Raw genomic sequence first — 24,967 nt, forward strand, 5'->3', positions numbered from 1 at the left:
ATGGACGCAGTGGATCAGGGGGCGTGCGGCGCCGGTGGCCAGGCCCCGGCGCGCTCGAGCAGTTGCTGCAGCATGGCGATCTGGCGGTTCTGCTGGTCCACCAGCGTCGCCCAGTCCTGCTCGCGCAGCTGGTTGAGCTTCTCGTGCACCTGCAGGATTTCCAGTTCGGATTTGATGTTCACTTCGTAGTCGTTCTGCGCGCGCAGGCGGTCCACCGCCGCCTGGCGGTTCTGGCTCATCATGATCACCGGCGCCTGGATCGCGGCCAGGCACGACAGGCACAGGTTGAGCAGGATGTAGGGATACGGATCGAAGGCGCGCGCCAGCACCAGGCTGTTGAGCACGATCCAGCCCAGCAGCACCAGGCCGAAGCCGATGATGAAGCTCCAGCTGCCGCCGATCTCGGCGACGCGGTCGGCGATGCGTTCGCCGAGCGTACGGTCGCGGTCGGCCTGCGTGACGATGTCGCGGGCCACGTGGCGCTTGGCGATGAAGCGCTCCACCACCTCGCGCTCGGCGTTGGGCAGCTTCTCCAGTTCGGTCTGCAGCAGCTGCCGCGCGGTCTGGCGGCGATCGATGCGGCTGCGCAGCGACGAAGAGGGACCGGCATTGGGATTCATGGACGGACTCGGGCGGGAAAATCGCCGCCGATCATGCGCCCTTGCCGGCGAACAGCGCATCCAGGCGCTGCTCGAAGGCGTGGTAGCCGATGCGCTCGTACAGCTCCTCGCGGGTCTGCATGCGCTCCAGCACTCCCTGCTGATGGCCGTCGCGGCGGATCGCGGTGTACACGTCCTCGGCGGCCTTGTTGGCGGCGCGGAACGCCGACAGCGGGAACAACTGGATCGCCACGCCGGCCGACGCCAGTTCGTCGCGGGTGAACAGCGGGGTCTTGCCGAACTCGGTGATGTTGGCCAGCACCGGCACCTTCACCGCGTCGACGAACCGGCGGTAGGTGTCCAGGTCGTAGGCGGCCTCGGCGAAGATGCCGTCGGCGCCGGCCTCCACGCAGGCGATGGCGCGTTCGATCGCCGCGTCCACGCCCTCGGCCTGGATCGCGTCGGTGCGCGCGATCAGGAAGAAGTCCGGATCGGTCTTGGCATCGGCCGCGGCCTTGACCCGGTCCACCATCTCGCCCTGGCTGACGATCTCCTTGCCCGGACGGTGGCCGCAGCGCTTGGCGCCGACCTGGTCCTCGATGTGGCAGGCGGCCGCACCGGCCTTGATCAGCGCCTTGATGGTGCGCTCGATGTTGAACGCGCTCGGCCCGAAGCCGGTGTCGATGTCCACCAGCAGCGGCAGCGGGCACACGTCGGTGATGCGGCGCACGTCGATCAACACATCGTCCAGGGTGTTGATGCCCAGGTCCGGCAGGCCCAACGAACCAGCCGCGACGCCGCCGCCGGACAGGTAGATGGCCTTGTAGCCGGCGCGCTGCGCCAGCAGCGCATGGTTGGCGTTGATCGCACCGATCACCTGCAACGGCGCTTCGGCGGCCAGGGCGGCGCGGAAACCGGCGCCGGGGGAAACGAGGGACATGGACGGCTCCTGACGAAGAGGCGGCGGCGCCCTGCCGGGCGTTCCGCGATGGGCGTCAATCTGGCACTCTCGCAGGCACGGATCAATCTTGATTCAATGAATCAACCTATCGTCCCTTCATGTCCGACAGCGCCGACCGCAACCTGATCTCCGCCGCGCAGGCCTGCGCCCTGCTCGGCATCAGCAGCGCCACCCTGTACGCCTATGTCAGCCGCGGCCTGCTCAGCTCGCGCGCCGGTCCCGACCACCGCAGCCGGGCCTACCTGCGCGCCGAAGTGGAGCGGCTGGCACAGCGCAAACGCGCCGGCCGCGGTGCCGCGCGTGGTGCCGCGCAGAGCCTGGACCGCGGCCTGCCGGTGCTGGAGACGCGGATCTCGCTGATCCGCCCCGACGGCCCCTACTACCGCGGACGTTCGGCGGTGGCCATGGTGCGTGCCTGCGCCAGCCTGGAGGACGTCGCGCGACTACTGTGGGATTGCCCCGACGGCGAAGACCCGTTCGCCAGCGCCCCGGTCGCGCCCTGGCCAGAGGTAGTGGCGCCGCTGGCCGGACATGCCGCGTTGCCGCCGCTGGAACGCGCCATGGCCTGTATCCCGCTGCTGGCCCTGGACCTGCGCCAGTCGCTCAACGCCGCCCCCGGCGTGCGCCGCGAAATCGCCGCCACCCTGCTGCGGCAGAACGCCGCGCTGCTGGTCGGCACCGCGCCGGATGCGCGCCCGCTGCATCGCCTGATCGCCGACCACTGGCGTCCCGGCGACGCCGACTTCGCCGAACTGGTGCGCGCCGCGCTGCTGCTGTGCGCCGACCACGAACTCAACGTCTCCGCCTTCGCCGCCCGCGTGGTCGCCTCCACCGGCGCACCGCTGCACGCCACCGTCAGCGCCGGCCTGGCCGCCCTGTCCGGCCCGCGCCACGGCGGTGCCACCGCCCGTGCCCACGCCCTGCTGCGCGACGCCCAGGACGCGCCCAGCGCCGCTGCCCTGATCGCCGAACGCTGGCAGCGCGGCGACGACCTGCCCGGCTTCCACCACGCCCTGTACCCGGACGGCGATCCGCGCGCGGCCGAAGTGCTGCGCCTGCTGCGCGAACGCAGCGGCGACAGCGCGCGGATGCAGCACGTGGACGCGGTGATCGCCGCCGCCCAGGACTGCAGTGGCCAGCGCCCGAACATCGACTGCCTGCTGGCCGCGCTCTGCTTCGTCCACGACCTGCCCGCGGCGCACGCCCTGGTGCTGTTCGCCGCCGCCCGCCAGGCCGGCTGGCTGGCCCACGCCCTGGAGCAGCAGGCCCTGGGCAAGCTGATCCGGCCACGGGCGCGCTACACCGGGGCGATGCCCGAGGATGGCGCTGGGCGCGGCTGAGGGGACAGCGGGCGCACCTTGCGAATGCACCAATATTGGTACACCATGCCGTCATGGAGACCACACTGGACGTGCGCTTCTACCGTGCCGCATCGGGCGTCGAGCCGTTGCGGGTCTGGCTCAGGGAAGCGGTGTCGGCCGATGCCAGGAAAGCGATCGGCGGCGACATCAAGACAGTGCAGTTGGGATGGCCGCTCGGCATGCCCTTGGTGCGCAAGCTGGACCAGCGCCTTTGGGAAGTGCGCAGTGCGATTCCCGAAGGCATTGAGCGGATCTTTTTCACCACCGTTGGATCGGACATGGTGCTGCTGCACGGCATCGTCAAGAAATCGGGCAAGACCCCGAGCGCCGATCTCGCCACCGCCAAACGCCGCAGAGACAAGGTGATGCGATGAGCCGCAATCCCCATATCGGATCCAGCTTCGACAGCTTCCTGGCCGAGGAAGGCATCCTCGAAGACACCGCCGCACTCGCCGCCAAGCGCGTGATCGCCTGGCAGGTCGCCGAAGCGATGAAGTCGGCCAAGCTCACCAAGAGCGCGCTGGCCCGGCGCATGAACACCAGCCGCTCGCAACTGGACCGCGTGCTGGACGCCACCGACACCAGCCTCACCCTGGACACGTTGAGCCGTGCCGCCACGGCGCTGGGCTACCGGATCCAGATCGACCTGGTCGCCGCGCAATCGGGCAGGTCAGTCGGCAAACCGCCAACGGCGAAGGCCAAGACTTCGGCCGGCATCCGTCGCTGACGCAATCCCCACCCTGCGACTCAACGCATGGCCTCGGACATTGGCACCCGCCAATGACATGCCCTTGATCAATTACTTTGCATCGAGCTCAGGTATGCATCGAACGGCTCCATCGCCATGATCTCCCGCCGGCGATCCAGCGAGGCCCTGTCCTGGATCGGATACGGCTCGACCTTTCCGCCGTCCTCGCTGACCTGAGAGCCGTAGATCTGGTCTTTCCCTTGGTACATGCGCAGTCGATCGATCATGAGCGCGTAATCATGGCGAGCCATCTCGCCCCGTAGCATCAGTGGCCGCGCCATTCCGAGCGCCTCCCGTATCAGTTCAGGATTGTGGGAGTGCTGCACCAGGATGTAGAACGCCATGACGCCCTTGCGCCCCACCATTTGCGCATCGGGAAAGCCGTACTTCTTGAGCACATCCGCAACGAACACCGCGTTCTTGGCATCGTCGGCGTCTGCCGCCTTCGCTTCGGCGGAATCCGCCCCCGTCCCTGCCTCGTCCCACGCGTCCCTCAGCTTCTGGTCCCGCGCGTATCGCTCATCCAGAGAGCGCCTCAGATCGGGATGCGTGATGGGTGGCGGCCGCTGGCACAACGCGGCCCCACCGATCACTTGGTCATAGGGCACGCCGACGGAGATCAGGTCACTCGCAGCCCGAAGATCCACAGCGATCGGCGCAAGCCCCAGGTCATCACGCTCCTGATTCACCGCCATCTCGCTCAAGCCCTCTTGCAGCCGGAGCACTCCGTTCTTCAATTCGGAGGCTGTACCGTAGGACGGCTTCTTTCCGCTGGAGAGCGCCACGCGGTCAGCCAGTTCGGCATAGCCCTGGGCGTCGACATCATCCCCCACACGCTCGTAGAGCGCGTCCATGAGCCTACTCTGGAGCTTCCCATCACCGCGCGACGCGAGCACGATCGCCCCCAAGGCATTGACCCCTTCGCAGCCGACCTGGCCTTCGGACGGAATACCGCCATCCAGCACCTTCGCCACTTCGCGCAATTCTTCTGGCCCGAAAGGCCCGACGCTCGCCTTGGCGCGAAAGGCCAGGAGTGTGTCCCGCAGATCCTGCCGAGCGATCCCTGCAGCGTGCCCGGACACCGCCAAGGCGCCGAGCAACACACAACTCCAACCCCTGACCAATCTGCCCATCGCGACGTCACCCAGTGTGCTTGTCAAGACGCTCGTATCGACAGCTTCGGACGCGACACGCCGCCGGGCAAGCTGCAGCGCTAGCGGAAGTCGCAGGCAACCTGCACCTCCACTCGGTGAACGCAACAATGGCGCCTGGCCGCAGCGACCAGGCGCCGCAAGTCTGCCCCAGGTGACCATCATGCTCGTCGCGGCCACCGCTGCAAGCAGTCACGACCAGAAAGGATGCCGCGACGAACTGGCCTCATCCAGACCAGCGGTACCGCCCAAGAACGGCTGCCCCGGAAGAACCGACAGCGCCCCCTCCAAAAGCATTCAGCACATCCATTCGCCAAAGGCACCGCCGAAGGTGTACAAATGTACACCATGACCACCCTGTCCCCGCAGCGCGCCGCCATCCTCGCCTACGTCCATGCCTGCATCGAGCAGGAGGGGCGGCCGCCGAGCCTGGCCGAGATCGCCGACCGCTTCGGCTTCGCCTCGCGCAATGCCGCGCGCAAGCACGTGCAGGCGTTGGTCGAGGCCGGGCTGCTGGCGCAAGTGCCGCAGCAGGCGCGCAGCCTGCGCCCGGCACAGGCCGGCAGCCGTAGCGAACTGCTGCAGTTGCCGGTGCTGGGCCGGGTCGCCGCCGGTGCGCCGATCGGCGCCGACATCGGCCTGGACCAGCAGTTGCGCCTGGACCGTGCGGTGTTCGCGCTGCGTCCGGACTACCTGCTGCGGGTGCAGGGCGACTCGATGATCGACGACGGCATCCTCGACGGCGACCTGGTCGGGGTGCGCCGCGCCGCCGACGCGCGCAACGGCCAGATCGTGGTGGCACGGCTGGACGGCGAACTCACCATCAAGCGCTACCGCGCCGAGGGCGACGGCATCGCGCTGCTGCCGCGCAACCCCGCCTATGCGCCGATCGTGGTCGCTCCCGGGCAGGACTTCGCCATCGAAGGGCATTACTGCGGCCTGATCCGGCCCGGCTGATGGCCGCCGTCGTCGCCCTCGACCGCCTGCTGGCCGAGCGCCGGGTCTGGCGCGGCCAGCCGACGGCGCTGCCGCCCAGCGCGCAGCCCACCGGGCACGCCGCGCTGGACGCGGTGCTGCCCGCGCGCGGCTGGCCGGAAATGGCGCTGACCGAGTTGCTGCACGCCGCCGACGGCATCGGCGAACTGCAGCTGCTGTGGCCGACGCTGGGGCGGCTGTCGCAGGGCGGCGGCCGCATCGTGCTGGTCGATCCGCCGTACCTGCCCTACCCCGCTGCCTGGGCGCAGGCCGGCGTGGCGCTGGCGCAGCTGCAGATCGTCCGTGCCGGCGCCGACGCGGCCTGGGCCGCCGAGCAATGCCTGCGTTCGGGCAGTTGCGCGGCGGTGCTGTGCTGGCCGGGGCTGGCCGGCGACAAGACCCTGCGCCGGCTGCAGGTGGCGGCCGAGACCGGGCGCACCCTGGGGTTCGCCTATCGGCCGCTGAAGACCGCCGCCAATCCGTCGCCGGCCGCGCTGCGCATCGCCATCGACGCCGCGCCGGCGCAACTGCGCGTGCTCAAGTGCCGCGGCGGGCTGCCGCCGCCGCAGCCGATCGCGCTGTCCGCCCTGGCGACCGGGTGAGGCCGCCACCATGCGCTGGGCCTGCATCCTGTTGCCGCAGCTGGCGCTGGACACCGTCCTGCGTCGCTGGCCGACGCCGGACGAACCGCTGGCGTTGCTCGACGGCCCGCCGCAGCGGCGCACGCTGAAGGCCGTCAACGCCGCCGCGCGCGCCCGCGGCCTGCGCCCTGGGCAATCGCTGGTCACCGCGCAGGCGCTGTGCGACCGCTTCGCCACCGCCCTGCACGATGCCGAAGAAAGCCGCCGCAGCCAGCAGTTCCTGGCCGCCTGGGCGTACCGCTTCAGTTCGCTGGTCAGCACCGACTACCCCGGCGCGCTGCTGCTTGAGATCGAGGCCAGCCTCGGCCTGTTCGGGCCCTGGCCGCGCTTCGAGGCGCGGCTGCGCGAGGAACTGACCGCGCTGGGCTTCCGCCACCGCATCGTGGTCGCACCGCATCCGCTGGCCGCGCGTGCGCTGGTCAATGCGCACGACGGCATCGCCCTGCTCGACAACGCCGCGCTGCAGCGCGCGCTGGGGCAGTTGCCGATCGCCCGCGCCGGGTTGTCGCCGGCCCTGGCCGAGGGCTTCGCGCGAATGGGCCTGCGCCGCCTGCAGCAGCTGTTCGCACTGCCGCGCACCGCACTGGCACGGCGCTATCCGCCCGCCCTGCTGCAGCACCTGGATGCGCTGCGCGGGCAGGCGCCGCTGCCGCTGCAGTACTACCTGCCGCCGGACCGCTTCGATGCGCGCGTGGAACTGGGCTATGCCACCGAATCCAACCAGGCGCTGCTGTTCCCGCTGCGGCGCCTGACCCAGGATCTGGCCGCATTCCTGGCCGGACGCGACGGCGGCGTGCAGCGTTTCCGCCTGCTGCTGGAACACGAGGACCTGGAGCCCAGCATGGTGCCGGTGGGCCTGCTCGCCGCCGAGCGCGATGCGGCGATGCTGTTCGAACTGGCGCGCGGGCGCCTGCAGCAGGCCAGCGTGCCGGCACCGGTGCAGGCGCTGCGCCTGTGCGCCGACGAACTGCCGCCGTTCGTGCCGGCCGCGCGCGAACTGTTCGACGAGCGCGCGCAACAGGCGCTGCCGTGGGAGCAACTGCGCGAGCGCCTGCGCGCGCGCCTGGGCGACGACGCCGTGCACGGCCTGCGCGCGTATGCCGACCATCGCCCGGAACTGGCCTGGCGCGCCGAATCCGCTGCGGCGCGCAGCACGGCCGCGCCCGCCGCCGCACCGCCACGCCCCGGCTGGCTGCTGCCGCGGCCGGTGCCGCTGCGCGAACGCGCGCCCGAGCGCCTGGCCGGGCCGGAGCGCATCGAGAGCGGCTGGTGGGACGACGGCGACGTGCGTCGCGACTACTACGTCGTGCGCACCCGCCAGGGCCAGCGCGCCTGGGCCTTCGCCCCGGCCGACGCGCCGGACGCACTGATGCTGCACGGCTGGTTCGCATGAGCCACACCCCGCCGCATCCGCGCATGCCGCCGCGCCTGCGGCTGCTGCCGATGCCGGCGCCTGCGCCTGCGCCAACCAGCGCACCCGCCGCCAACGTGCCGCGCACGCCAGCGGACCCCAACCTGCCCGACTACGCCGAACTGCATTGCCTGTCCAACTTCAGCTTCCAGCGCGGTGCCTCGCACCCCTGGGAACTGTGCGAACGTGCGCTGCACCACGGCTATCGCGCCCTGGCGATCACCGACGAATGCAGCCTGGCCGGCATCGTGCGCGCGTGGCAGGCGTCCCGGGACATGGGCCTGCCCCTCATCGTCGGCAGCGAGATCCAGTTCGAACACGGCCCCAAGCTGGTGCTGCTGGCCGAGACCCTGCATGGCTACCAGCGGCTGTGCCGGCTGATCACCCTGGCCCGGCGCCGCGCCGACAAAGGCAGCTACCGCGCGCTGCGCGAGGATCTGGCCAGCGCGGACGACGGCGCCGGCCTGCTGTGCCTGTGGCTGCCGCGCGGCGATGGCGACGACGCCGCGGACGGCGCCTGGCTGCAGGCGCGCTTCCCGCAGCGGCTGTGGCTGGCGGTGGAACTGCTGCGCGGTCCCGACGACGCCGCGCTGCTGCAGGCGCGCCTGCAGTTGGCGCATGCGCTGCAGCTACCGGCCGTGGCCAGCGGCGACGTGCACATGCACGCACGCGGCCGGCGCGCGCTGCAGGACACCTTGACCGCGATCCGCCAGCGCCTGCCGCTACACGAAGCCGGCGCCCACCTGTATCCCAACGGCGAACGCCACCTGCGCCCGCGCGCCACGCTGGCGACGCTGTATCCGCCGGAACTGCTGGCCGAAACCATGCGCATCGCCCAGCGCTGCACATTCCACCTCGGCCAACTGCAGTACGAATACCCACACGAACTGGTACCGCCCGGGCACACACCCACGCAGTGGCTGCGCATCCTCACCGAACGCGGCGCGGCCGAGCGCTGGCCGCACGGCCTGCCGGACAAGGCGCGGCGCCTGATCGAACACGAACTCGGCGTGATCGAGCGGCTGAAGTACGAGTCCTACTTCCTCACCGTCTATGACCTGGTGCGCTTCGCGCGCTCCAAGGACATCCTGTGCCAGGGCCGCGGCTCGGCGGCGAACTCGGCGGTGTGCTACGCGCTGGGCATCACCGCGATCGATCCGGACCGCATCGGCATGCTGTTCGAGCGTTTCATCTCCGAGGAGCGCAAGGAGCGGCCGGACATCGACATCGATTTCGAGCACGACCGCCGCGAGGAAGTGATCCAGTACATCTTCAGTCACTACGGCCGCGAGCGCGCCGCGCTGGCGGCGGTGGCGATCAGTTACCACACGCGCAGCGCGGTACGCGACGTGGCGCGTGCACTGGGCCTGCCCAGCGACACCGTCGATGCGCTGTCCTCCGCGCTGGGCCAGCGCGACCCGGTGGAGTCGGCACAGGAACTGCTGCGCGAACGCGGTTTCGACCCGGACACGCCGGTGATGCGCCGGCTGCTGGTGCTCGCCGGCCAACTGCTCGGCTTCCCGCGGCACCTGTCGCAGCACCCCGGCGGCTTCGTCATCTCCGAGCATGCGCTGCACACCCTGGTGCCGGTGGAGAACGCGACCATGGCCGAGCGCACGGTGATCCAGTGGGACAAGGACGACCTGGAACTGGTCGGGCTGATGAAGGTCGACGTGCTCGCGCTGGGCATGCTCAGCGCGCTGCGACGCACCCTGGACCTGCTGCGCGCGCACCGCGGCCGCGACTACACGCTCGCCACCATTCCTGCCGAAGATCCGCAGACCTACGCGATGATCCAGCGCGCCGACACCATCGGCGTGTTCCAGATCGAATCGCGCGCGCAGATGGCGATGTTGCCGCGGCTGCAGCCAAAAGAGTTCTACGACCTGGTCATCCAGGTGGCGATCGTGCGTCCCGGGCCGATCCAGGGCGGCATGGTGCATCCGTATCTGCGCCGGCGCAGCGGCGAGGAGGCCACCGACGATCTGCCCGACGAATTACGCGAGGTGTTCAAGCGCACACTCGGCGTGCCTCTTTTTCAGGAACAGGTGATGCAACTCGCAGTGGTCGCCGCTGGCTACACGCCGGGCCAGGCCGACCAGTTGCGCCGCTCGATGGCGGCCTGGAAACGCCACGGCGGCCTGGAACCGCATCGCGACAAGCTGTTGGAAGGCATGCTGGAGAGGAACTACACCGCCGAATTCGCCGGACGCATCTTCGAGCAGATCAAGGGCTTCGGCAGCTACGGCTTTCCCGAAAGCCACGCCGCCAGTTTCGCCCTGCTCACCTACGCCAGTTGCTGGCTCAAGTGCCACGAACCGGCCGCGTTCACCTGCGCGCTGATCAACAGTTGGCCGATGGGCTTCTACAGCCCCGACCAGTTGCTGCAGGACGCACGCCGCCACGGCCTGCAGGTGCGGCCAGTGGACGTACGCTACAGCGACTGGGACTGCAGCCTGGAAGCGTACAGCCCCGATCCCGAGGTGCAGCCGGCGATTCGCCTGGGCCTGCGCCTGGTCCGCGGCCTGGCCGAGGACGCCGCGCTGCGTTTGCAACAAGCGCGTGCGCAGGCCCCGTTCCACGACCTCGCCGACCTGTGCCACCGCGCCGCGCTCGACGACAAGGCCCGCGCCGCCCTCGCCGACGCTGGCGCATTGAAAGCTTTGGCCGGCCATCGCCATCGCGCCCGCTGGGCCGTGGCCGGCGTCGAGGCGCAGCGCCCCCTGTTCGAAGCGCTCGCAGCGACGCCCGAGCAGCAGGTGGCACTGCCGCTGCCCAGCCAGGGCGAAGACATCCGCGCCGACTACGCGACGCTCGGCACAACCCTGGGCAAGCATCCGCTGACCCTGCTGCGCGCGCAGCTGCGTGCGCGCCGCTACCGCCATTCCGGCGAGCTGCGGGCGTTGCCGCATGCCAGCGCCGTCGCCATCGCCGGTCTGGTGACCATGCGCCAACGCCCGCAGACCGCCAGCGGCGTCACCTTCGTCACCCTCGAAGACGAGCACGGCCTGGTCAACGTGGTGGTGTGGCGGCGTTTGGCCGAACGCCAGCGCCAGGCCCTGCTCGAATCCCAACTGCTGCTGGTGCGCGGCCGCGTCGAGACCGAGGGCAAGGTCCGCCACCTGATCGCCGCCCACCTCGAAGACCTGACGCCCATGCTGCTCGGCCTGGATATCCGCAGCCGGGATTTTCATTGAGGCCGCAAGCGTCAACGCCGCGGTAGCGCCTGGATCAACGTCGTGCCAGCTGAAGGCGCATCTGCGCCTTCCTTCTTCAAGCACCAGCATCCTCCAACCTACTGACGCAAGCAGGGCTACTTGAATATTTCAGGCTGCACCTCTGCCAACGCATACCGCCGCTGACAATGCTCGCAGAAGAACGCGCGCCGCTGCGCCTTGCCGAGTTGCTTGCGATACGTGAGCAAATGACCGTCGCGCGGACACACCGTCTTGGTGTGCACCTGGTAGTGCTTCTTCAGTTCGTAGGCTTTCTTCCAGCGATAGAAATCGAAGCTGTACTCGCGCGCCTGCGTCACCAGTTCGCCCAGCTTGCGCGGCGGCAATGCGCCGATCTCGCTCTCGGGGTGCACACGGATGCGATGCAGCACCTCGTTCTTGATGATGTTGCCGACCCCGGCGAACACGTCCTGATCCAACAAGGCATCGGCGGCGAGCGTATGCGGCCGCAGCCGCAACTTGCGCCGCGCCTGCGCCGCATCCCAGTCGGGATTCATCACGTCCGCCGTCCAGTCGTAGGCCGCGTCCAGCGGACCGTCGATGAACTTGATCGAACACGCGTAGAAGTTCAACTCCTCGCCCTTGGCGAAGCCCAAGCTCAAACGTGCCGTCGCGTCCTTGCGCGCATTGATCCGGTAGCTGCCGAACAGCAGGAAGTGGATGCGCACACTGAACGCATCGAACTCGATCAGGAAATGCTTGCCCCAACTGCGCAGCGACAGGATCTTGCAACCGCGCATCCGCTCCAGGTCCAGCTTGCTGTTGCCGGACACCCGCAGCACCTTGCGCCCGGCGAACGCGGCGGTTTCTTCCTTGAGGATGACGATCGAGGGACCTTCGGGCATGGCCTCAGTATCGAGCGCCGGCGTGAGTGGGCTGTGAGCCTAATGCGCCCAGCTACAGCACTATTCGCTCGGCCCAAGATCGCCTGTCACAAAAGTGCTAGTTTGATAATTTTCATTGATAGACCTACTCACGAGCGTACAAGTTCTTGTACAACTTCGAGCACAGCATGGACATCATCTCCTACAACGTCGCACGTTCTTCTCTAGCGGACATCATGGACCGCGTGGCCACCAACCGCCAGCCGGTGATAATAACGCGCAGCCGCAAGCAAGCAGTGGTCATGCTGTCTCTGGAAGACTACAAATCGATGGAAGAAACCGCCTATCTGTTGTGTAGCCAGAAGAACGCGCAGCGTTTTTTGGAATCCGTCGCCCAGCTCAAATCCGATGCAGCATCACAGGAAATGCCAGAGTGACACTGCCGTTTGCAGACAATGCCCAAGCGTCTCCAGCCAACAGCAACAAGCGGACAAGGTCAGCGTGCGCCACCATTAATTTGTCTACAAAATAGCGCTTCGCCCTAGCCCTGATAGCTAGGACTCGCGGGCATCTCAATTAAAGGCTAGACTCGGCGAATAGCAAATGGGCGAGCTCATGGAAACCGACCAACTCGTCACTTTCACAATCAGCGGAAAGCAGCCTAGCGACTTCACCATCGAGAGGCTCGCCGAATATATGCGCCAGTTATCCGATTTAGTGGGTGCTCCGGAAAAAATACGAGTCCAGAAGATCACACCTGGAAGCGTCAAGGTGCGACTAACTGTCGACCGTGAGCACTTCCCTCGTCTAGCCAATCGAATGGCCAGCGCAACAGCACCTTCAGCGTCGCGGGAATTGAGACGCACCGTCGAGAGCATGCGCGAGATGCTATCTGAAGATGGGGTCTCGATTGAAATGCGCGCCGGTAGAAGTCGAATATTCCATCTCCGCGGCTATGAGCGTGAGCATGGACAAGTCTTTGGGCCGATCCATCAGCGTTACGTCGCCCGAGGACAGGTTATCGGCCTAGAAGGAAAGGACGATACCAAACACGTCCGCTTACTCGACGTATCCACAAACCGCGAGCTCCGAGGGGAAATTAGGGAACAAGGTCTAGCCGAGCGACTGACCGGACACCTATGGAAAGGGATAGTTGAAGTCGCCGGCACCGCGAAGCTCAGTCGCTTGGCGGAGGGCACTTGGGTTATTTCGCAATTCCGAATAGATACTGTGACTGAACTAGAAGACGGAACACTCGCGGACGTGCTGCAACGTCTGCACGACGTCTTGGGAAAGGATGTCATAGAAGCGCAGCTGCGCGGCATCAGCAAGGATAGAGGCTGGTAAATGCGAATAGTCGTGGACAACAGCGTACTGCTTTACTTGGTTCATCCCAAAGCCCCTGCACCAATCGATCCTGAATCAGGAAAACCGGTCGAGCACTGCATTGAGCGGATCGAGGGCCTGCTCGATGACCTCGAGAAAGAAGGCGTAGAGATAGTTGTACCCACACCGGTACTGTCCGAGCTACTTATCAAGGCACCCGGCCGTGAGCCTGAAATTCTCAGCGCCCTTACGAACCGACGCGCTGTGCGCATCGTACCCTTTGATTCGATGGCCGCAATAGAGAACGCAATACTGAGACGGCCAAAGTCAGCGAGACATGGCGCCACAAAAAAAGAAGTTTCCTTTGATCTTCAGATATTGGCAATCACTCGTACCGTGGACGCAACGATGATCCTCACTGACGATGCCACTCTACGACGCCGTGCAATTGCAGCTGGCATCAAAGTGAAAGGCATAGGCGAATTAGGCATTCCGGAAACCAAACGGCAGCACGGGTTGCCATTTGACCGACAGGCAGATGAGCACGCGAATGATGCAAATCTCACGTATCAAATTGAACACGAAGTTAACCAAACGCAATCTACCGATCAACAAGTACCGTGATTAGGCTATGCCTCACGACCAGTACAATATCGGCCTAAGTCACGCACTGATTGACGATAAGCCCTGACTACGACTGCTATCGTACAGAACAAAAAGCCGGCACTAGGCCGGCTTTTTCGTTGACGCTCAAATTCGTGGTGGGCGGTGCAGGGTTCGAACCTGCGACCCTTGCCGTGTGAAGGCAATGCTCTACCGCTGAGCTAACCGCCCGTGTCGCGAGCCGCACATTATAGGGGTGTGGCGCGCGGCGTCAATGGGTCCTTGCGAGGTCCGTGGCGCGGCGTCGCCGCGCGGCCGCTACATGGTCTGGGTGGGCTTGTCGGCGTTGAGGATGCCGGCTAGCTGGGTCTCGATCTTGGTGCGGATGGTCTCGCCTTCGCTGTTGTCCGGCAGTTGCACGCCGATGCCGGCGGCGCGGTTGCCCTGGGCGCCGACCGGGGTCACCCAGATCACCTTGCCGGCCACCGGCAGGCGCTCGCTGGAATCGGGCAGGGTCAGCAGCAGGAACACTTCGTCGCCGAGGAAGTAGCGCTTGGGGGTGGGCACGAAGATGCCGCCGTTCTTCACGAACGGCATGTAGGCGTTGTACAGCGCCGCCTTGTCCTTCACCGCCAGCGACAGGATGCCCTGGCGTCCGCTCATCGCGCTCATCGTTGTGCCCCTCTCCGGGCCGGGCGATCGCCATCGCGCCAGGCCAGCAACAGTTCCGCGATCGCCAGGTCGGCGCGCACGGTGGTCCGCAGCAGGTCGCGGGTGCGATTGGCGGCGTCGAACCACGCGGCCAGCTTGTGCAATCGCGCCGGGTCGGTCAAGCCGGCCTGCGACGCCTGGGCCAGCGCCAGGTCGGCGGCATGGCCCAGGCGCTGTTCGGCCAGCGCGTCGCTGCTCCAGCGCTGCGCGGCGTCCAGCGTGCCGAGCTTGCCGGCGGCGACCTGCTCCAGATCCGCAGCCACCTGCTGGCGCAGCTTCAATCCGTCCTCGCGCAGCCACTGCGCGGCTAGGCCGGGATGGCCGCGCGCGGCGTCCAGCGCTTCGCGTGCGGTCTTCTCGGGAAAGTCCTGGGCCAGCAACCAGGCGATCGCCTCGTCGGCCGGCGGCAGCTTGAACTCCAGGCGCTGGCAACGGCTGCGGATGGTCGCCGGCAGCCGCGCCGGCTGCGCACTGATCAGCCACAGGTAGCGGCCGGGCTGCGGTTCTTCCAGCGTCTTCAGCAAGGCGTTGCAGGCGGCGCGGTTGATCGCGTCGGCCGGATCCACCACCACCACCTGGGCCACGCCGTACTGCGGGGTCAGCGCCAGTTTCTGCGAGATCTCGCGCACCTGCTCGATGACAATCTCGGTGCGCAGCTTGTCGCCGGTGCGGTTGGGGATGAACGAGATCAGCTGCAGGTCCGGATGGGTGCCGGCGGCGATCAACTGCGCGCTGCGCAGGTTCGCCGCCGGTTCGCCCTGACCGAGTACGTGCGCGGCCAGCTTCAGCGCCACCGCGCGCTTGCCCAGGCCTTCCGGCCCGCAGATCAGCAGGCCATGGCCGAGGCGGCCGGCGTCGAGCGCGGCCACGGTCTGGTCGTAGGCGCGCTGCTGCCACGGCGCAAACGGCAGATCGCTCATAGCGTCGGCTCCTGTTGCTGCTGCATCCACGCCACCAGCGCGGCGGCGACCGCCTGGGCGACCGCCTGTGGCGGCTGGCTGGCGTCGATGACGCGGAAGCGCTGCGGATCCTGCGCGGCGCGCTGGCGGAAGCCGGCACGTACACGCTGGAAGAAATCGTCCTGCTCGCTCTCGATCCGGTCCGGCCACAGGTCGCGACCGCTGGTGCGGGCGCGGCCGATCTGCACGTCCAGGTCCAGCAGCAAGGTCAGACCCGGCTGCAGGCCGACCGCGCGGCGCTCCAGGTCGGCGATCCAGGCGCGGTCCAGGCCGCGGCCCTCGCCCTGGTAGGCGTAGCTGGAATCGGTGAAGCGGTCGCTGACCACGTAGGCGCCGCGCTGCAGCGCCGGGCGGATCACCTCGCGCACGTGCTGCGCGCGCGCGGCGAACACCAGCAGCAGTTCGGTCTCGGCGGCCAGCGGCTCGGCGACTTCGCCGGGCGTCTTGTCCAGCAGCAGCGCGCGGATGCGTTCGGCCAACGGCGTGCCACCCGGCTCGCGGGTCAGCACCACCTCGTGGCCCTGCGCCTGCAGCGACTCACGGATCGCGTTGATCGCGGTGGTCTTGCCGGCGCCCTCGCCGCCTTCCAGGCTGACGAAGCGATGGTGACTCAGCACGGCCTCGCTCATGGCGTCACCGCCGCGCCGTTGCGCGCCTGGCGCAGGCGCTGCAGGTAGCGCGCCACCGCCGCGTTGTGCTCGGCATAGCTGGAGGAGAACGCATGCGCGCCGCTGCCGTCGCCGATGGCCACGAAGTACAGGCTGTCGCCCGGCGCCGGGTTGGTGGCGGCACGCAGCGCCTCGCGTCCGGGCATGGCGATCGGGGTCGGGGTCAGGCCGGTGCGGGTGTAGGTGTTGTACGGCGTATCGGTCTCCAGGTCGCGCTTGCGGATGTTGCCGTCGTAGGCGCTGCCGATACCGTAGATCACGGTCGGGTCGGTCTGCAGTTTCATGCCCAGTTGCAGGCGGCGCACGAACACGCCGGCGATCTGCGGGCGCTCGGCGGCCAGGCCGGTTTCCTTTTCCACGATCGAGGCCAGGATCAGCGCCTGCTCCGGCGACTGCAACGACAGGTCCTTGGCACGCGCGTCCCAGGCCTCGGCCAGCGCCTTGTCCATGGCCGCATGTGCGCGGCGCAGCAGTTGCAGGTCGGTGTCGCCGCGCTGGTAGAGGTAGGTCTCGGGCAGGAAACGGCCTTCCGGGTGCTGGCCGGGCTGGCCGAGCTTGGCCATCAACTCGCTGTCGCTGAGGTCGGCGGTGGTGTGCACCAGCGGCGTGGCCGCGTTCAAGGCGCTGCGCAGCTGGCGCACGTTCCAGCCTTCGACGATGGTGAAGCGGTACTGGATCACCTGGCCCTTGCGCATGCGCAGCAGCAGCTCGCGCGGGCTCAGCGCCGGCTGCAGTGCGTATTCGCCGAACTTGAGCTTGCCGGCCACGCCCAGCTCGCGCGCCAGCAGCTGCCACTGCAGATCGCTGCCCTGGGTCACGCCGGCGGCGCGCAGCTTGCGCAGCACCCCGTTGAGCGAGGCGCCGCGCGCCACTTCCACGCTGGGCTGGGTCGCCTGCAGCGGCTGTTCGGCGAAGGCGCGATAGCCGTGCCACCACCACGCGCCGGCTGCGGCGAGCAGCAGCGCCAGCACCAGCAATGCCGCCAGCAGGGTCAGACACCCGCGTTTAGCCCAAGCCACGACCACCTCGGAGCGAATTCAATGACGTGCAGGATACCGCGCGGCCGGCATGGCCCGGTATCGCGCGGCCCCGCTCATGGATCCAGCGCACGCAGCAGGCCGCGTGCCTTGGCCCGGGTCTCGTCGAGCTCGCGCTCCGGGTCGGAGTCGAACACGATGCCGGCGCCGGTGCGGAACTGCACCTGCGCGCCGTCCACCTCGGCGGTGCGGATGAGGATGTTCAGGTCCATGTCGCCGTCGCGGTTGAGCCAGCCGAACGCGCCGGTGTAGGCGCCGCGCGGGGTCTGCTCCAGCTCGGCGATGATCTGCATGCAGCGCACCTTGGGGCAGCCGGTGATGGTGCCGCCGGGGAAGGTGGCGCGGATCGTCTCGCCCGGAGTCGTTCCCGCACGCAGCCGGCCGCGCACGTTGCTGACGATGTGGTGCACGTGGGCGTAGCTCTCCACGGTCATCAGCTCGTCGACCTCGACGCTGCCCGGCGCGCAGATCCGCCCCAGGTCGTTGCGCTCCAGGTCGATCAGCATCACGTGCTCGGCGCGCTCCTTGGGGTGCCCGACCAGTTCGCGGATGCGCGCGGCCTCGTCGTCGCCCGGCGCGCGCGCGCGGGTGCCGGCGATCGGCCGGGTCTCGACCACGTCGCCGCGCACCGACACCAGCCGTTCCGGTGAGGAACTGACCACGGCGCGGCCGTGGCCGACGAACAGGCCGGCGAACGGCGCCGGGTTGGCGCGGCGCAGTTGCGCGTACAGCGCCGCCGGCGCCAGCGGCGCGGCGAAGCGCGCCGACCAGCGCCGCGACAGGTTGACCTGGAACACGTCGCCGGCGCGCAGATAGTCGAGGATGCGGCGCACGCCGTCGACGAAGCGCTGCGGCGGATCTTCCTCGATCGCCAGCGGCGCCTGCCACGCCGGCGCAGGCGCCGCCGCAGGCAGTGCCTGCAGATCGGCGAGCACGCGGTCCAGCAACGCCGCATGCGCGGGCTCGGCCAGCGCCACACAGTCGCCGCTGACGTGATCGCGCAGCAGCGCCGCGGGGCAGCGCAGGGCCAGCGCCGCGGGCGTGGTCGCAGCGGACGGCGGCAGTTGCAGCACCGGCTCCACCTGCGCAGCCAGTTCGTAGTCCAGCAACAGCGCCCAGCCGCCGCGGAACGGCCAGCGCGGTTCGTCGCGTTCGCAGCGTTCGGCCTGCCAGCGCGCGTCCAGCGCATCGAGGAAATCGCCGGCGACCGCCGTGCCATCCATCGCGCGGGTCACGCCATCGCGATCCAGCCGCAGGCCCTGCCCGTCGGCGACCAGCAGCAGATCCCAGCGGCCCTGCGCCGTGCCCGACGCCGCGGATTCCAGCAGCACCGGATACCGCTGCGGCGCCAGGCGATGCAGCGCCAGCAGATCGACCTCGGCCGGCAAGGGAACGGTACGCAGCATCGAAGATCCGCTGGAAGAATGAAAAAACGTCAGGAAACGGAAGGCGCCGCCAGAGAAGCTCTAAGCCATAACGCAGCAACGCGCGCGTACCTCACGCGCGCCGCTCGATGTATGGACGCGCGACGGGAGTGAGGCGCCGGCTGTGACGATTCCCGATTCCCGATTCCCGAATCCCGGCTCTCAGACCCGCTTGAACACCAACGTGCCATTGGTCCCGCCGAAGCCGAACCCATTGGACATCGCCACGTCGATCTTCTTCTCGCGCGCCACGTTCGGCACGTAGTCCAGATCGCAGCCTTCGCCCGGCTCGTGCAGGTTGATGGTCGGCGGGATGATTCCGGCGTGGATCGCCATCACCGAGAAGATCGCTTCCGCACCGCCGGCGGCGCCGAGCAGGTGGCCGGTCATCGACTTGGTGGAGCTGACCATGGTCTTGTAGGCGTGATCGCCGAGCGCGCGCTTCATCGCCAGGGTCTCGGCCAGGTCGCCCAGCGGCGTGGACGTGCCGTGCGCGTTGAGGTAGTCGATCTGGTCCGGATTGAGCTTGGCGTCCTTCATCGCCGCCACCATGCTGCGCGCGGCGCCTTCGCCGTCCTCGCTCGGGGCGGTCATGTGGAAGGCGTCGGAACTGGCGCCGAAACCGACCAGCTCGGCATAGATGCGCGCGCCGCGCGCCTTGGCGTGTTCGTACTCTTCCAGTACCAGCACGCCGGCACCATCGCCGAGCACGAAGCCGTCGCGCTCCTTGTCCCACGGCCGCGAGGCCGCGGCGGGATCGTCGTTGCGGGTGGACATCGCCTTCATCGAGCAGAAGCCGCCCACCGAGGTCGGCGAGGACCCGCGCTCGGCGCCGCCGGCCAGCATCACGTCGGCGTCGCCGTGCTGGATCATGCGCATCGCGGTGCCGATGGAATGGTTGGAGGTGGCGCAGGCCGAGACCGCGGAGAAGGTCGGCCCCTTCAGCCCTTTGATCAGGCTCACCTGGCCCGGCAGCATGTTGATGATGGTGCTGGGGACGTAGAACGGCGAGATCTTGCGCGCGCCGCCCTCGTGGAATTTGATGGTCTGCTCCTCGATGCCGAGCAGGCCGCCGATGCCGGAACCGAGGATCGCGCCGATGCGCTCGGCATTGGCCTCGGTGATCTCCAGGCCGGAATCGTCCAGCGCCATGAACGAGGCGCCGACGCCGTAATGGATGAACGAATCCATCTTGCGCGCGTCCTTGGACGAGATGAACTTGGTCGGATCGAAATCCTTGATCTCGCCGGCGATCTTGGTGGTGAACTGAGACGCATCGATCTGGGTGATCGGGCCGATGCCGGAGCGTCCGTTGACGATCCCTTCCCAACTGCTGGCCAGGTCATTGCCCAACGGCGACACCAGGCCCATGCCGGTTACGACGACACGACGGCTCATTGCGAAATCTCCTCACCGCGATACGCGCGGCCTTGACGCTGTAAAAACACAGGGCCGCATGCGCGGCCCCATGGGATTGTCACGCGCATCGGGCCCACGCAGGCGCCGATGGCGATCGAGAACGCAGCCTCAGCTCTTGACGTGCGCCTTGACGTAGTCGATGGCCTGCTGCACCGAGGTGATCTTCTCGGCTTCTTCGTCCGGAATCTCGCACTCGAACTCTTCTTCCAGGGCCATCACCAGCTCGACGGTGTCCAGCGAGTCGGCACCCAGGTCATCGACGAACGATGCGTTGTTGGTGACTTCTTCTTCCTTGACGCCGAGTTGTTCGACGACGATTTTCTTGACGCGTTCTTCGATGGTGCTCATTGGGATATCGCTCCAGATGGAGTAGTGGTGGTTCGAGTTTTAGGATCCCCGCACACGGATGTGCGGTGCTCCTGTGAGGGACTCACAAAACGCCATCGGGCTGCGATGGCCGCGTTGGGTAGTGTAGTGGAAACCGACTGGCCCTTGCAGCACTGCACAAATGCCGGCCGATCAGCCACTTAGGCGCATCCACTGCGCCGCAGGCTCACGGCATGTACATCCCGCCGTTCACGTGCAGGGTTTCGCCGGTGATGTAGCCGGCGCCGGGCCCGGCCAGGAACGCCACCGCGTTGGCGATGTCGGCTGGCTGGCCGAGCTGGCCGAGTGCGATCTGCTCCAGCAGCGCGGTGCGCTGCGCTTCCGGCAGCGCCTTGGTCATGTCGGTATCGATGAAGCCCGGCGCGACCACGTTGACGGTGATACCGCGCGAGCCGATTTCCTTGGCCATCGACTTGGAGAAGGCGATGATGCCGGCCTTGGCCGCGGCGTAGTTGGCCTGGCCCGGGTTGCCGGTCACGCCGACCACCGAGGCGATGTTGACGATGCGGCCCTTGCGCGCCTTCATCATGCCGCGCAGCACCGCCTTGGAGGTGCGGAACACGCTGGTCAGGTTGGTGTCGATGATCGCCTGCCAGTCGTCGTCCTTCATCCGCATCAGCAGGTTGTCGCGGGTGATGCCGGCGTTGTTGACCAGGATCGAGACCGGGCCGAATTCCTTGGCGATCGCCTCGATCAGCGCATCGACCGCGGCGCCGTCGGTGACGTCCAGCGCGCGGCCATGGCCGCCGTGGGCGGCCAGGCGCGCACCGATCGCCTGCGCGCCGGCGTCGGAGGTGGCGGTGCCGATGACGGTGGCGCCCTGCGCGGCCAGTTCGTCGGCGATGGCGGCACCGATGCCGCGGCTGGCGCCGGTGACCAGCGCGATCTCGCCCTGCAATGGCTTGCTCATCTGCGTTTCCTTGGAGACGGACGGCGCATGGCGCCGATGGAAAGGAGGGAAACCAGCGCGGGCGAACGGCGCACCGCGCGGCGACCGGCGATCAGGAGGCCCAGGCCTCGCGCGCGCCGGCGAACTCGGCGGGCGTGCCCAGGGCGCGGCCGTCGAGCGACTTGTCGATGCGCTTGACCAGCCCGGTCAGCACCTTGCCCGGGCCGCACTCGGCCAGGCGGGTGGCGCCGCCGGCGGCCAGCGCCTGCACGCAGCCGGTCCAGCGCACCGGCAGATACAACTGCTCGACCAGCGCCTGGCGGATCGCCTCGACGCCCTCGTGCACCTGCGCATCGGCGTTCTGCACCACCGGCAGCTGCGGCGCCTGCCAGGCCAGCCCGCGCATCGCTTCGGCCAGGCGGTTGGCGGCCTCGCGCATCAGCGGGGTGTGCGAGGGCACGCTGACCGCCAGCTTCACCGCCTTGCGCACGCCGCGCTCGGCCAGCAGCGCCAGCGCGCGGTCGACCGCCGCGGCATCGCCGCCGATCACCACCTGCCCCGGCGAGTTGTAGTTGGCCGGCACCACCACCTGGCTGCCGGCGGCCTGCGCGCAGACCTCTTCGACCACGGCGTCCTCGGCGCCGAGCACCGCAGCCATGGCGCCCACGCCGGCCGGCGCGGCGTCCTGCATCAGTTGCCCGCGCAGCCGCACCAGGTGCGCGCCGTCGTGCAGCGACAGGGCGCCGGCGGCGACCAGCGCGCTGTACTCGCCCAGGCTGTGCCCGGCCAGCTGCGCCGGACGCGCCCCGCCCTCGGCCAGCCACAGCCGCCACAGCGCCACGCTGGCGGCCAGCAGCGCCGGCTGGGTGTACTCGGTGCGGTTGAGCATCTCTTCCGGGCCGCCCTGGCTCAGCGCCCACAGGTCCACGCCGGCGCCCTCGGAGGCTTCGGCGAAGCTGTCGCGCAGCTGCGGATGCAATTCGGCCAGTTCGGCCAGCATGCCCAGCGATTGCGAACCCTGGCCGGGGAAGACGAAGGCGAGTGTGGAATCGGTCACGCGGTTGGCCCTGCGAAAATCGAGCGGCGATGATACGGGCGAAACCGGCCGGGCGTCTGTACCCGGGCGTATGTGAAGTGGCCGCTGGCCACCGCGCGGTGCCAGCGGCGCTCGGCTCCGCCCTGCCGGGCCATGCCGACAGCGCGCGTGCGGGCGCGACGCATGCGAGCAGAACGCGCTGCGACGGGTGCGTCAGGCAAGGCAAAGGCAGCGCATGCCGACAGCAGCGCGGCGCGATGGGCGTTGGTCGAATCGGCATGGACTCGCGCCCAGGCGATGGCACGATGGCGCGGACGCCCTGGCGGCCACTCGGATCGAACCGCACCTCGACCGACCGTGCCCAGGGCGCCGCAACAACCGCTCTGCCGCCACGCAACGGTGCCACCTCGTTGCCACCGCAGGAGCTGCTTAAGCCGCGACGGGCGTGCCCGTGAAAGCCGGTCGCGGCTAAATACAGGAGCTTCGGTAAGGCGCGAGCGAGATGCGACGACGGACACAGCGCGCGCAGGCAGCACTGCGTGTCCGGCCGCAGCGACTGCGCACAACCGATGGTGCGCGAGCCTGGCGCGCACTGGCATCGACAACGATGGGGTCGGCCAGCGCATCGCCGTGTGTCGTGGAGACGACGCACAGCATCCGGCATTGCCGCTGCGTACCGCGGTGCCGATGGCGCCGCGCACGGACAGGCTCAGTAGCGCAGCAGCGCCGAGCCCCAGGTGAAACCGCCGCCGAAGGCTTCAAGCAGCAGCAACTGGCCGCGCTGCACGCGGCCCGACCGCACCGCCACGTCCAGCGCCATCGGCACCGAGGCGGACGAGGTGTTGCCGTGGATGTCCACCGTCACCACCACCTGCTCCATCGGCAGGTCCAGGCGCTTGGCGGTGGCCTCGATGATGCGCAGATTGGCCTGGTGCGGGATCAGCCAGTCCAGGTCGTGCTTGTCCAAGCAGTTGGCCTCGAGGGTCTCGTCGACCACGGCGTCCAGCGCCTTGACCGCGTACTTGAACACCTCGCTGCCCTTCATCTGGATGCCGCCGGCGGCCGGGTCGCCGGTGCCGTCGCCCAGGCCGGTGGCGATGCCGACCGGATTCCACAGCAGTTCCTTTTTGCTGCCGTCGGCATGCAGATGGGTGCTGAGAATGCCCGTGTCTTCGTCGGCGCGCAGGACCACCGCGCCGGCGCCGTCGCCGAACAGCACGCAGGTGGTGCGCTCGGTCCAGTCGACGATGCGGCTGAGGGTTTCGGTGCCGATGACCAGCACGGTCTTGGCGTCGCCGCTGCGGATGAACTTGTCGGCCACGCTGAGCGCGTAGACGAAGCCGGAGCAGGCGGCGTTGACGTCCAGCGCCGGGCAACCGACCACGCCAAGGCGGGCCTGGATCAGGCAGGCGGTGGACGGGAAGATCAGGTCCGGCGTGGTGGTGCCGACCACGATCATGTCGAGTTCGGCGGCATCGATGCCGGCGGCTTCGATGGCCTTCAGCGCGGCCTCGTAGCCCAGGTCGCCGGCGGTCTGGCCGGGGGCGGCGATGTGCCGCTCGCGGATGCCGGTACGGCTGCGGATCCATTCGTCGCTGGTGTCGACCATCTGCGACAGATCGTCGTTGGTCAACACTTTTTCAGGCAAATAGCTGCCGGTGCCCGCGATCCTGGAATAGATCCGCTTGCTCATTCTGGTTCCTGTTGCCTGTTACGCAGGCCGCCCCGGTGCGGCGCGGCCTGTGAAGATGGGTGACTCCGTCCGCCGCAGCGCGGTGGACGGGCACGCATCAATCTTCTTCGACCTGCGCGGTCTTGGTGGCGATCACCTTCTTGCCACGGTAGTAACCGTCAGCGGTGACGTGGTGGCGCAGGTGGATCTCGCCGCTGGTCGGATCGGTCGACAGCTGCTTGGCGCTGAGGGCGTCGTGCGAACGGCGCTGGCCGCGGCGGGACGGGGTGACACGGGATTTCTGCACAGCCATGGGATTGCTCCAAACTCGGTTCGTTTACATCTGTCGTCATTACGTCGCGCAGGACGCGCGCGTCCGGCAACAACCTCAGGCAGCGGCAGGCGGACCGACCGCTACTGTTTCTTCAGCGCCGCCAACGCCGCGAACGGGTTGACCTTGCTCGTTTCTTCCTCGGTCGCCGGCCAGTCGCGATCGACCGCCTCGCTTCCGGGCGCCACCGGCACCAGCGGCACCGCCAGCACCAGCTCGTCCTCGACCAGATCGGCCGGCCGCAGCATGCCGTCTTCCGGCACCAGCAAGGCCTCGTGATCCGGCGGCAGCGCGGCTTCTTCTTCCTCGCTGCGGATCAGCCCCAGCCGCTGCACGCTCGACACCGGCAGCAGGAAGCGCTGCAGGCTGCGCTGACAGATCAGCGGCAGCTCGGTTTCGATCTTCAGTTCGACATAGGACACTTGCAGTACAGCGTCGCGGCCGAATTCCAGCGTGTAGCGGCATTCGCCTTCGGTGTCGGCCAGGCTGCCTTGCAGACGGGTCATCGCCGAGAGCGGCAGGCGGTCTTCGAAGACCCTGCGCGCTGCGACCATCCGCCAGGCATCCAACAGTTCGGGCACGTTCGCGGACATAAGCC

Annotated in this window: 26 protein-coding genes and 1 tRNA gene; 10 read left to right on the forward strand and 17 right to left on the reverse strand. The window is 68.2% G+C overall.

Features of this window, described 5'->3' with window-relative positions; all coding sequences use genetic code 11:
- Positions 1-14: 14 nt before the first annotated feature.
- Together AC1PMG_RS16230 and prpB are read right to left on the reverse strand one after the other, a co-directional pair.
- Complete coding sequence (locus AC1PMG_RS16230; protein WP_481109567.1) at positions 15-620, reverse strand: DUF1003 domain-containing protein; 606 nt, start codon at positions 618-620, stop codon at positions 15-17.
- Between the two features lie 31 nt (positions 621-651).
- Positions 652-1,539, reverse strand: coding sequence for a methylisocitrate lyase (gene prpB / locus AC1PMG_RS16235; protein WP_017910833.1), 888 nt, complete (start codon positions 1,537-1,539; stop codon positions 652-654).
- 119 nt (positions 1,540-1,658) lie between these two features.
- On the opposite strand from prpB, the gene AC1PMG_RS16240 reads away from it, so the two are divergent.
- Genes AC1PMG_RS16240 through AC1PMG_RS16250 form a run of 3 tightly spaced genes read left to right on the forward strand, consistent with a single transcriptional unit; the run spans position 1,659 to position 3,648 of the window.
- Positions 1,659-2,900 (forward strand): citrate/2-methylcitrate synthase, encoded by a 1,242-nt coding sequence (locus AC1PMG_RS16240; RefSeq protein ID WP_481109568.1) that lies wholly within the window; start codon positions 1,659-1,661, stop codon positions 2,898-2,900.
- Positions 2,901-2,953: 53 nt separating this feature from the next.
- The gene (locus AC1PMG_RS16245; RefSeq protein WP_481109569.1) at positions 2,954-3,295 is read left to right on the forward strand and encodes a type II toxin-antitoxin system RelE/ParE family toxin; all 342 of its coding nucleotides are present in this window, start codon (positions 2,954-2,956) and stop codon (positions 3,293-3,295) included.
- Positions 3,292-3,648, forward strand: coding sequence for an XRE family transcriptional regulator (locus AC1PMG_RS16250; RefSeq protein WP_481109570.1), 357 nt, complete (start codon positions 3,292-3,294; stop codon positions 3,646-3,648). Before AC1PMG_RS16245 ends, AC1PMG_RS16250 begins: the two co-directional genes overlap by 4 nt.
- A 68-nt stretch (positions 3,649-3,716) precedes the next feature.
- Here the strand turns inward: AC1PMG_RS16250 and AC1PMG_RS16255 are convergent, their stop codons facing one another.
- The gene (locus AC1PMG_RS16255) at positions 3,717-4,769 is read right to left on the reverse strand and encodes a DUF6624 domain-containing protein (RefSeq protein WP_481109571.1); all 1,053 of its coding nucleotides are present in this window, start codon (positions 4,767-4,769) and stop codon (positions 3,717-3,719) included.
- Positions 4,770-5,168: 399 nt separating this feature from the next.
- Here AC1PMG_RS16255 and lexA point away from each other — a divergent pair, with 399 nt between their 5' ends.
- The 4 genes from lexA to AC1PMG_RS16275 are packed head-to-tail and all read left to right on the forward strand — an operon-like array spanning position 5,169 to position 11,044.
- The gene (gene lexA, locus AC1PMG_RS16260) at positions 5,169-5,777 is read left to right on the forward strand and encodes a transcriptional repressor LexA (protein ID WP_481109572.1); all 609 of its coding nucleotides are present in this window, start codon (positions 5,169-5,171) and stop codon (positions 5,775-5,777) included.
- Complete coding sequence (imuA, locus tag AC1PMG_RS16265) at positions 5,777-6,397, forward strand: translesion DNA synthesis-associated protein ImuA (RefSeq protein WP_481109573.1); 621 nt, start codon at positions 5,777-5,779, stop codon at positions 6,395-6,397. The genes lexA and imuA overlap by 1 nt, the downstream gene beginning before the upstream one ends.
- Positions 6,398-6,407: 10 nt before the next feature.
- The gene (locus AC1PMG_RS16270; protein ID WP_481109574.1) at positions 6,408-7,829 is read left to right on the forward strand and encodes a Y-family DNA polymerase; all 1,422 of its coding nucleotides are present in this window, start codon (positions 6,408-6,410) and stop codon (positions 7,827-7,829) included.
- On the forward strand, positions 7,826-11,044 hold the full coding sequence (locus AC1PMG_RS16275) for an error-prone DNA polymerase (protein ID WP_481109575.1): 3,219 nt from the start codon (positions 7,826-7,828) through the stop codon (positions 11,042-11,044). The genes AC1PMG_RS16270 and AC1PMG_RS16275 overlap by 4 nt, the downstream gene beginning before the upstream one ends.
- Positions 11,045-11,160: 116 nt before the next feature.
- Here the strand turns inward: AC1PMG_RS16275 and AC1PMG_RS16280 are convergent, their stop codons facing one another.
- Positions 11,161-11,928, reverse strand: a complete 768-nt coding sequence (locus AC1PMG_RS16280; RefSeq protein ID WP_481109576.1) for a DNA-formamidopyrimidine glycosylase family protein — start codon at positions 11,926-11,928, stop codon at positions 11,161-11,163.
- Between the two features lie 167 nt (positions 11,929-12,095).
- Here AC1PMG_RS16280 and AC1PMG_RS16285 point away from each other — a divergent pair, with 167 nt between their 5' ends.
- The 3 genes from AC1PMG_RS16285 to AC1PMG_RS16295 all read left to right on the forward strand — a co-directional run bounded on the left by AC1PMG_RS16285 (position 12,096) and on the right by AC1PMG_RS16295 (position 13,857).
- A complete protein-coding gene (locus AC1PMG_RS16285; RefSeq protein ID WP_481109577.1) occupies positions 12,096-12,344 on the forward strand; it encodes a type II toxin-antitoxin system Phd/YefM family antitoxin in 249 nt (82 codons plus the stop codon).
- A gap of 166 nt (positions 12,345-12,510) precedes the next feature.
- Complete coding sequence (locus AC1PMG_RS16290) at positions 12,511-13,254, forward strand: hypothetical protein (RefSeq protein WP_371181197.1); 744 nt, start codon at positions 12,511-12,513, stop codon at positions 13,252-13,254.
- A 12-nt stretch (positions 13,255-13,266) separates the two neighbouring features.
- Positions 13,267-13,857 carry a hypothetical protein gene (locus AC1PMG_RS16295; protein WP_371181196.1) on the forward strand — a complete coding sequence of 197 codons (591 nt, stop codon included), beginning with the start codon at positions 13,267-13,269 and terminating at the stop codon, positions 13,855-13,857.
- 135 nt (positions 13,858-13,992) lie between these two features.
- On the opposite strand, the gene AC1PMG_RS16300 is transcribed toward AC1PMG_RS16295, so the two are convergent.
- The 13 genes from AC1PMG_RS16300 to AC1PMG_RS16360 form a co-directional block, all read right to left on the reverse strand.
- A tRNA-Val gene (locus tag AC1PMG_RS16300) sits at positions 13,993-14,067 on the reverse strand.
- A gap of 87 nt (positions 14,068-14,154) precedes the next feature.
- Positions 14,155-14,508, reverse strand: coding sequence for a PilZ domain-containing protein (locus AC1PMG_RS16305; RefSeq protein WP_010342469.1), 354 nt, complete (start codon positions 14,506-14,508; stop codon positions 14,155-14,157).
- Entirely contained in the window at positions 14,505-15,467 is a 963-nt protein-coding gene (locus tag AC1PMG_RS16310) for a DNA polymerase III subunit delta' (RefSeq protein WP_481109578.1), read from the reverse strand. The genes AC1PMG_RS16305 and AC1PMG_RS16310 overlap by 4 nt, the downstream gene beginning before the upstream one ends.
- On the reverse strand, positions 15,464-16,135 hold the full coding sequence (gene tmk, locus AC1PMG_RS16315; RefSeq protein WP_481109579.1) for a dTMP kinase: 672 nt from the start codon (positions 16,133-16,135) through the stop codon (positions 15,464-15,466). Before tmk ends, AC1PMG_RS16310 begins: the two co-directional genes overlap by 4 nt.
- Positions 16,132-17,199, reverse strand: a complete 1,068-nt coding sequence (gene mltG / locus AC1PMG_RS16320; RefSeq protein ID WP_481109580.1) for an endolytic transglycosylase MltG — start codon at positions 17,197-17,199, stop codon at positions 16,132-16,134. The genes tmk and mltG overlap by 4 nt, the downstream gene beginning before the upstream one ends.
- A gap of 68 nt (positions 17,200-17,267) precedes the next feature.
- A complete protein-coding gene (locus AC1PMG_RS16325) occupies positions 17,268-18,617 on the reverse strand; it encodes an aminodeoxychorismate synthase component I (RefSeq protein ID WP_481109581.1) in 1,350 nt (449 codons plus the stop codon).
- Positions 18,618-18,797: 180 nt separating this feature from the next.
- On the reverse strand, positions 18,798-20,033 hold the full coding sequence (gene fabF, locus AC1PMG_RS16330) for a beta-ketoacyl-ACP synthase II (RefSeq protein WP_048490158.1): 1,236 nt from the start codon (positions 20,031-20,033) through the stop codon (positions 18,798-18,800).
- A 129-nt stretch (positions 20,034-20,162) separates the two neighbouring features.
- A complete protein-coding gene (gene acpP, locus AC1PMG_RS16335; protein WP_010342475.1) occupies positions 20,163-20,402 on the reverse strand; it encodes an acyl carrier protein in 240 nt (79 codons plus the stop codon).
- A 205-nt stretch (positions 20,403-20,607) separates the two neighbouring features.
- A complete protein-coding gene (gene fabG, locus AC1PMG_RS16340; RefSeq protein ID WP_481109582.1) occupies positions 20,608-21,351 on the reverse strand; it encodes a 3-oxoacyl-ACP reductase FabG in 744 nt (247 codons plus the stop codon).
- A gap of 91 nt (positions 21,352-21,442) precedes the next feature.
- A complete protein-coding gene (gene fabD / locus AC1PMG_RS16345) occupies positions 21,443-22,387 on the reverse strand; it encodes an ACP S-malonyltransferase (protein WP_342074665.1) in 945 nt (314 codons plus the stop codon).
- Positions 22,388-23,075: 688 nt separating this feature from the next.
- A complete protein-coding gene (locus AC1PMG_RS16350; protein ID WP_481109583.1) occupies positions 23,076-24,059 on the reverse strand; it encodes a beta-ketoacyl-ACP synthase III in 984 nt (327 codons plus the stop codon).
- Positions 24,060-24,156: 97 nt separating this feature from the next.
- The gene (gene rpmF, locus AC1PMG_RS16355) at positions 24,157-24,351 is read right to left on the reverse strand and encodes a 50S ribosomal protein L32 (protein WP_010342479.1); all 195 of its coding nucleotides are present in this window, start codon (positions 24,349-24,351) and stop codon (positions 24,157-24,159) included.
- A gap of 101 nt (positions 24,352-24,452) precedes the next feature.
- A complete protein-coding gene (locus AC1PMG_RS16360; protein WP_010342480.1) occupies positions 24,453-24,962 on the reverse strand; it encodes a YceD family protein in 510 nt (169 codons plus the stop codon).
- Between the last annotated feature and the right edge of the window lie 5 nt (positions 24,963-24,967).

The sequence above is a fragment of the Xanthomonas sp. NCPPB 2250 genome, assembly GCF_056725265.1.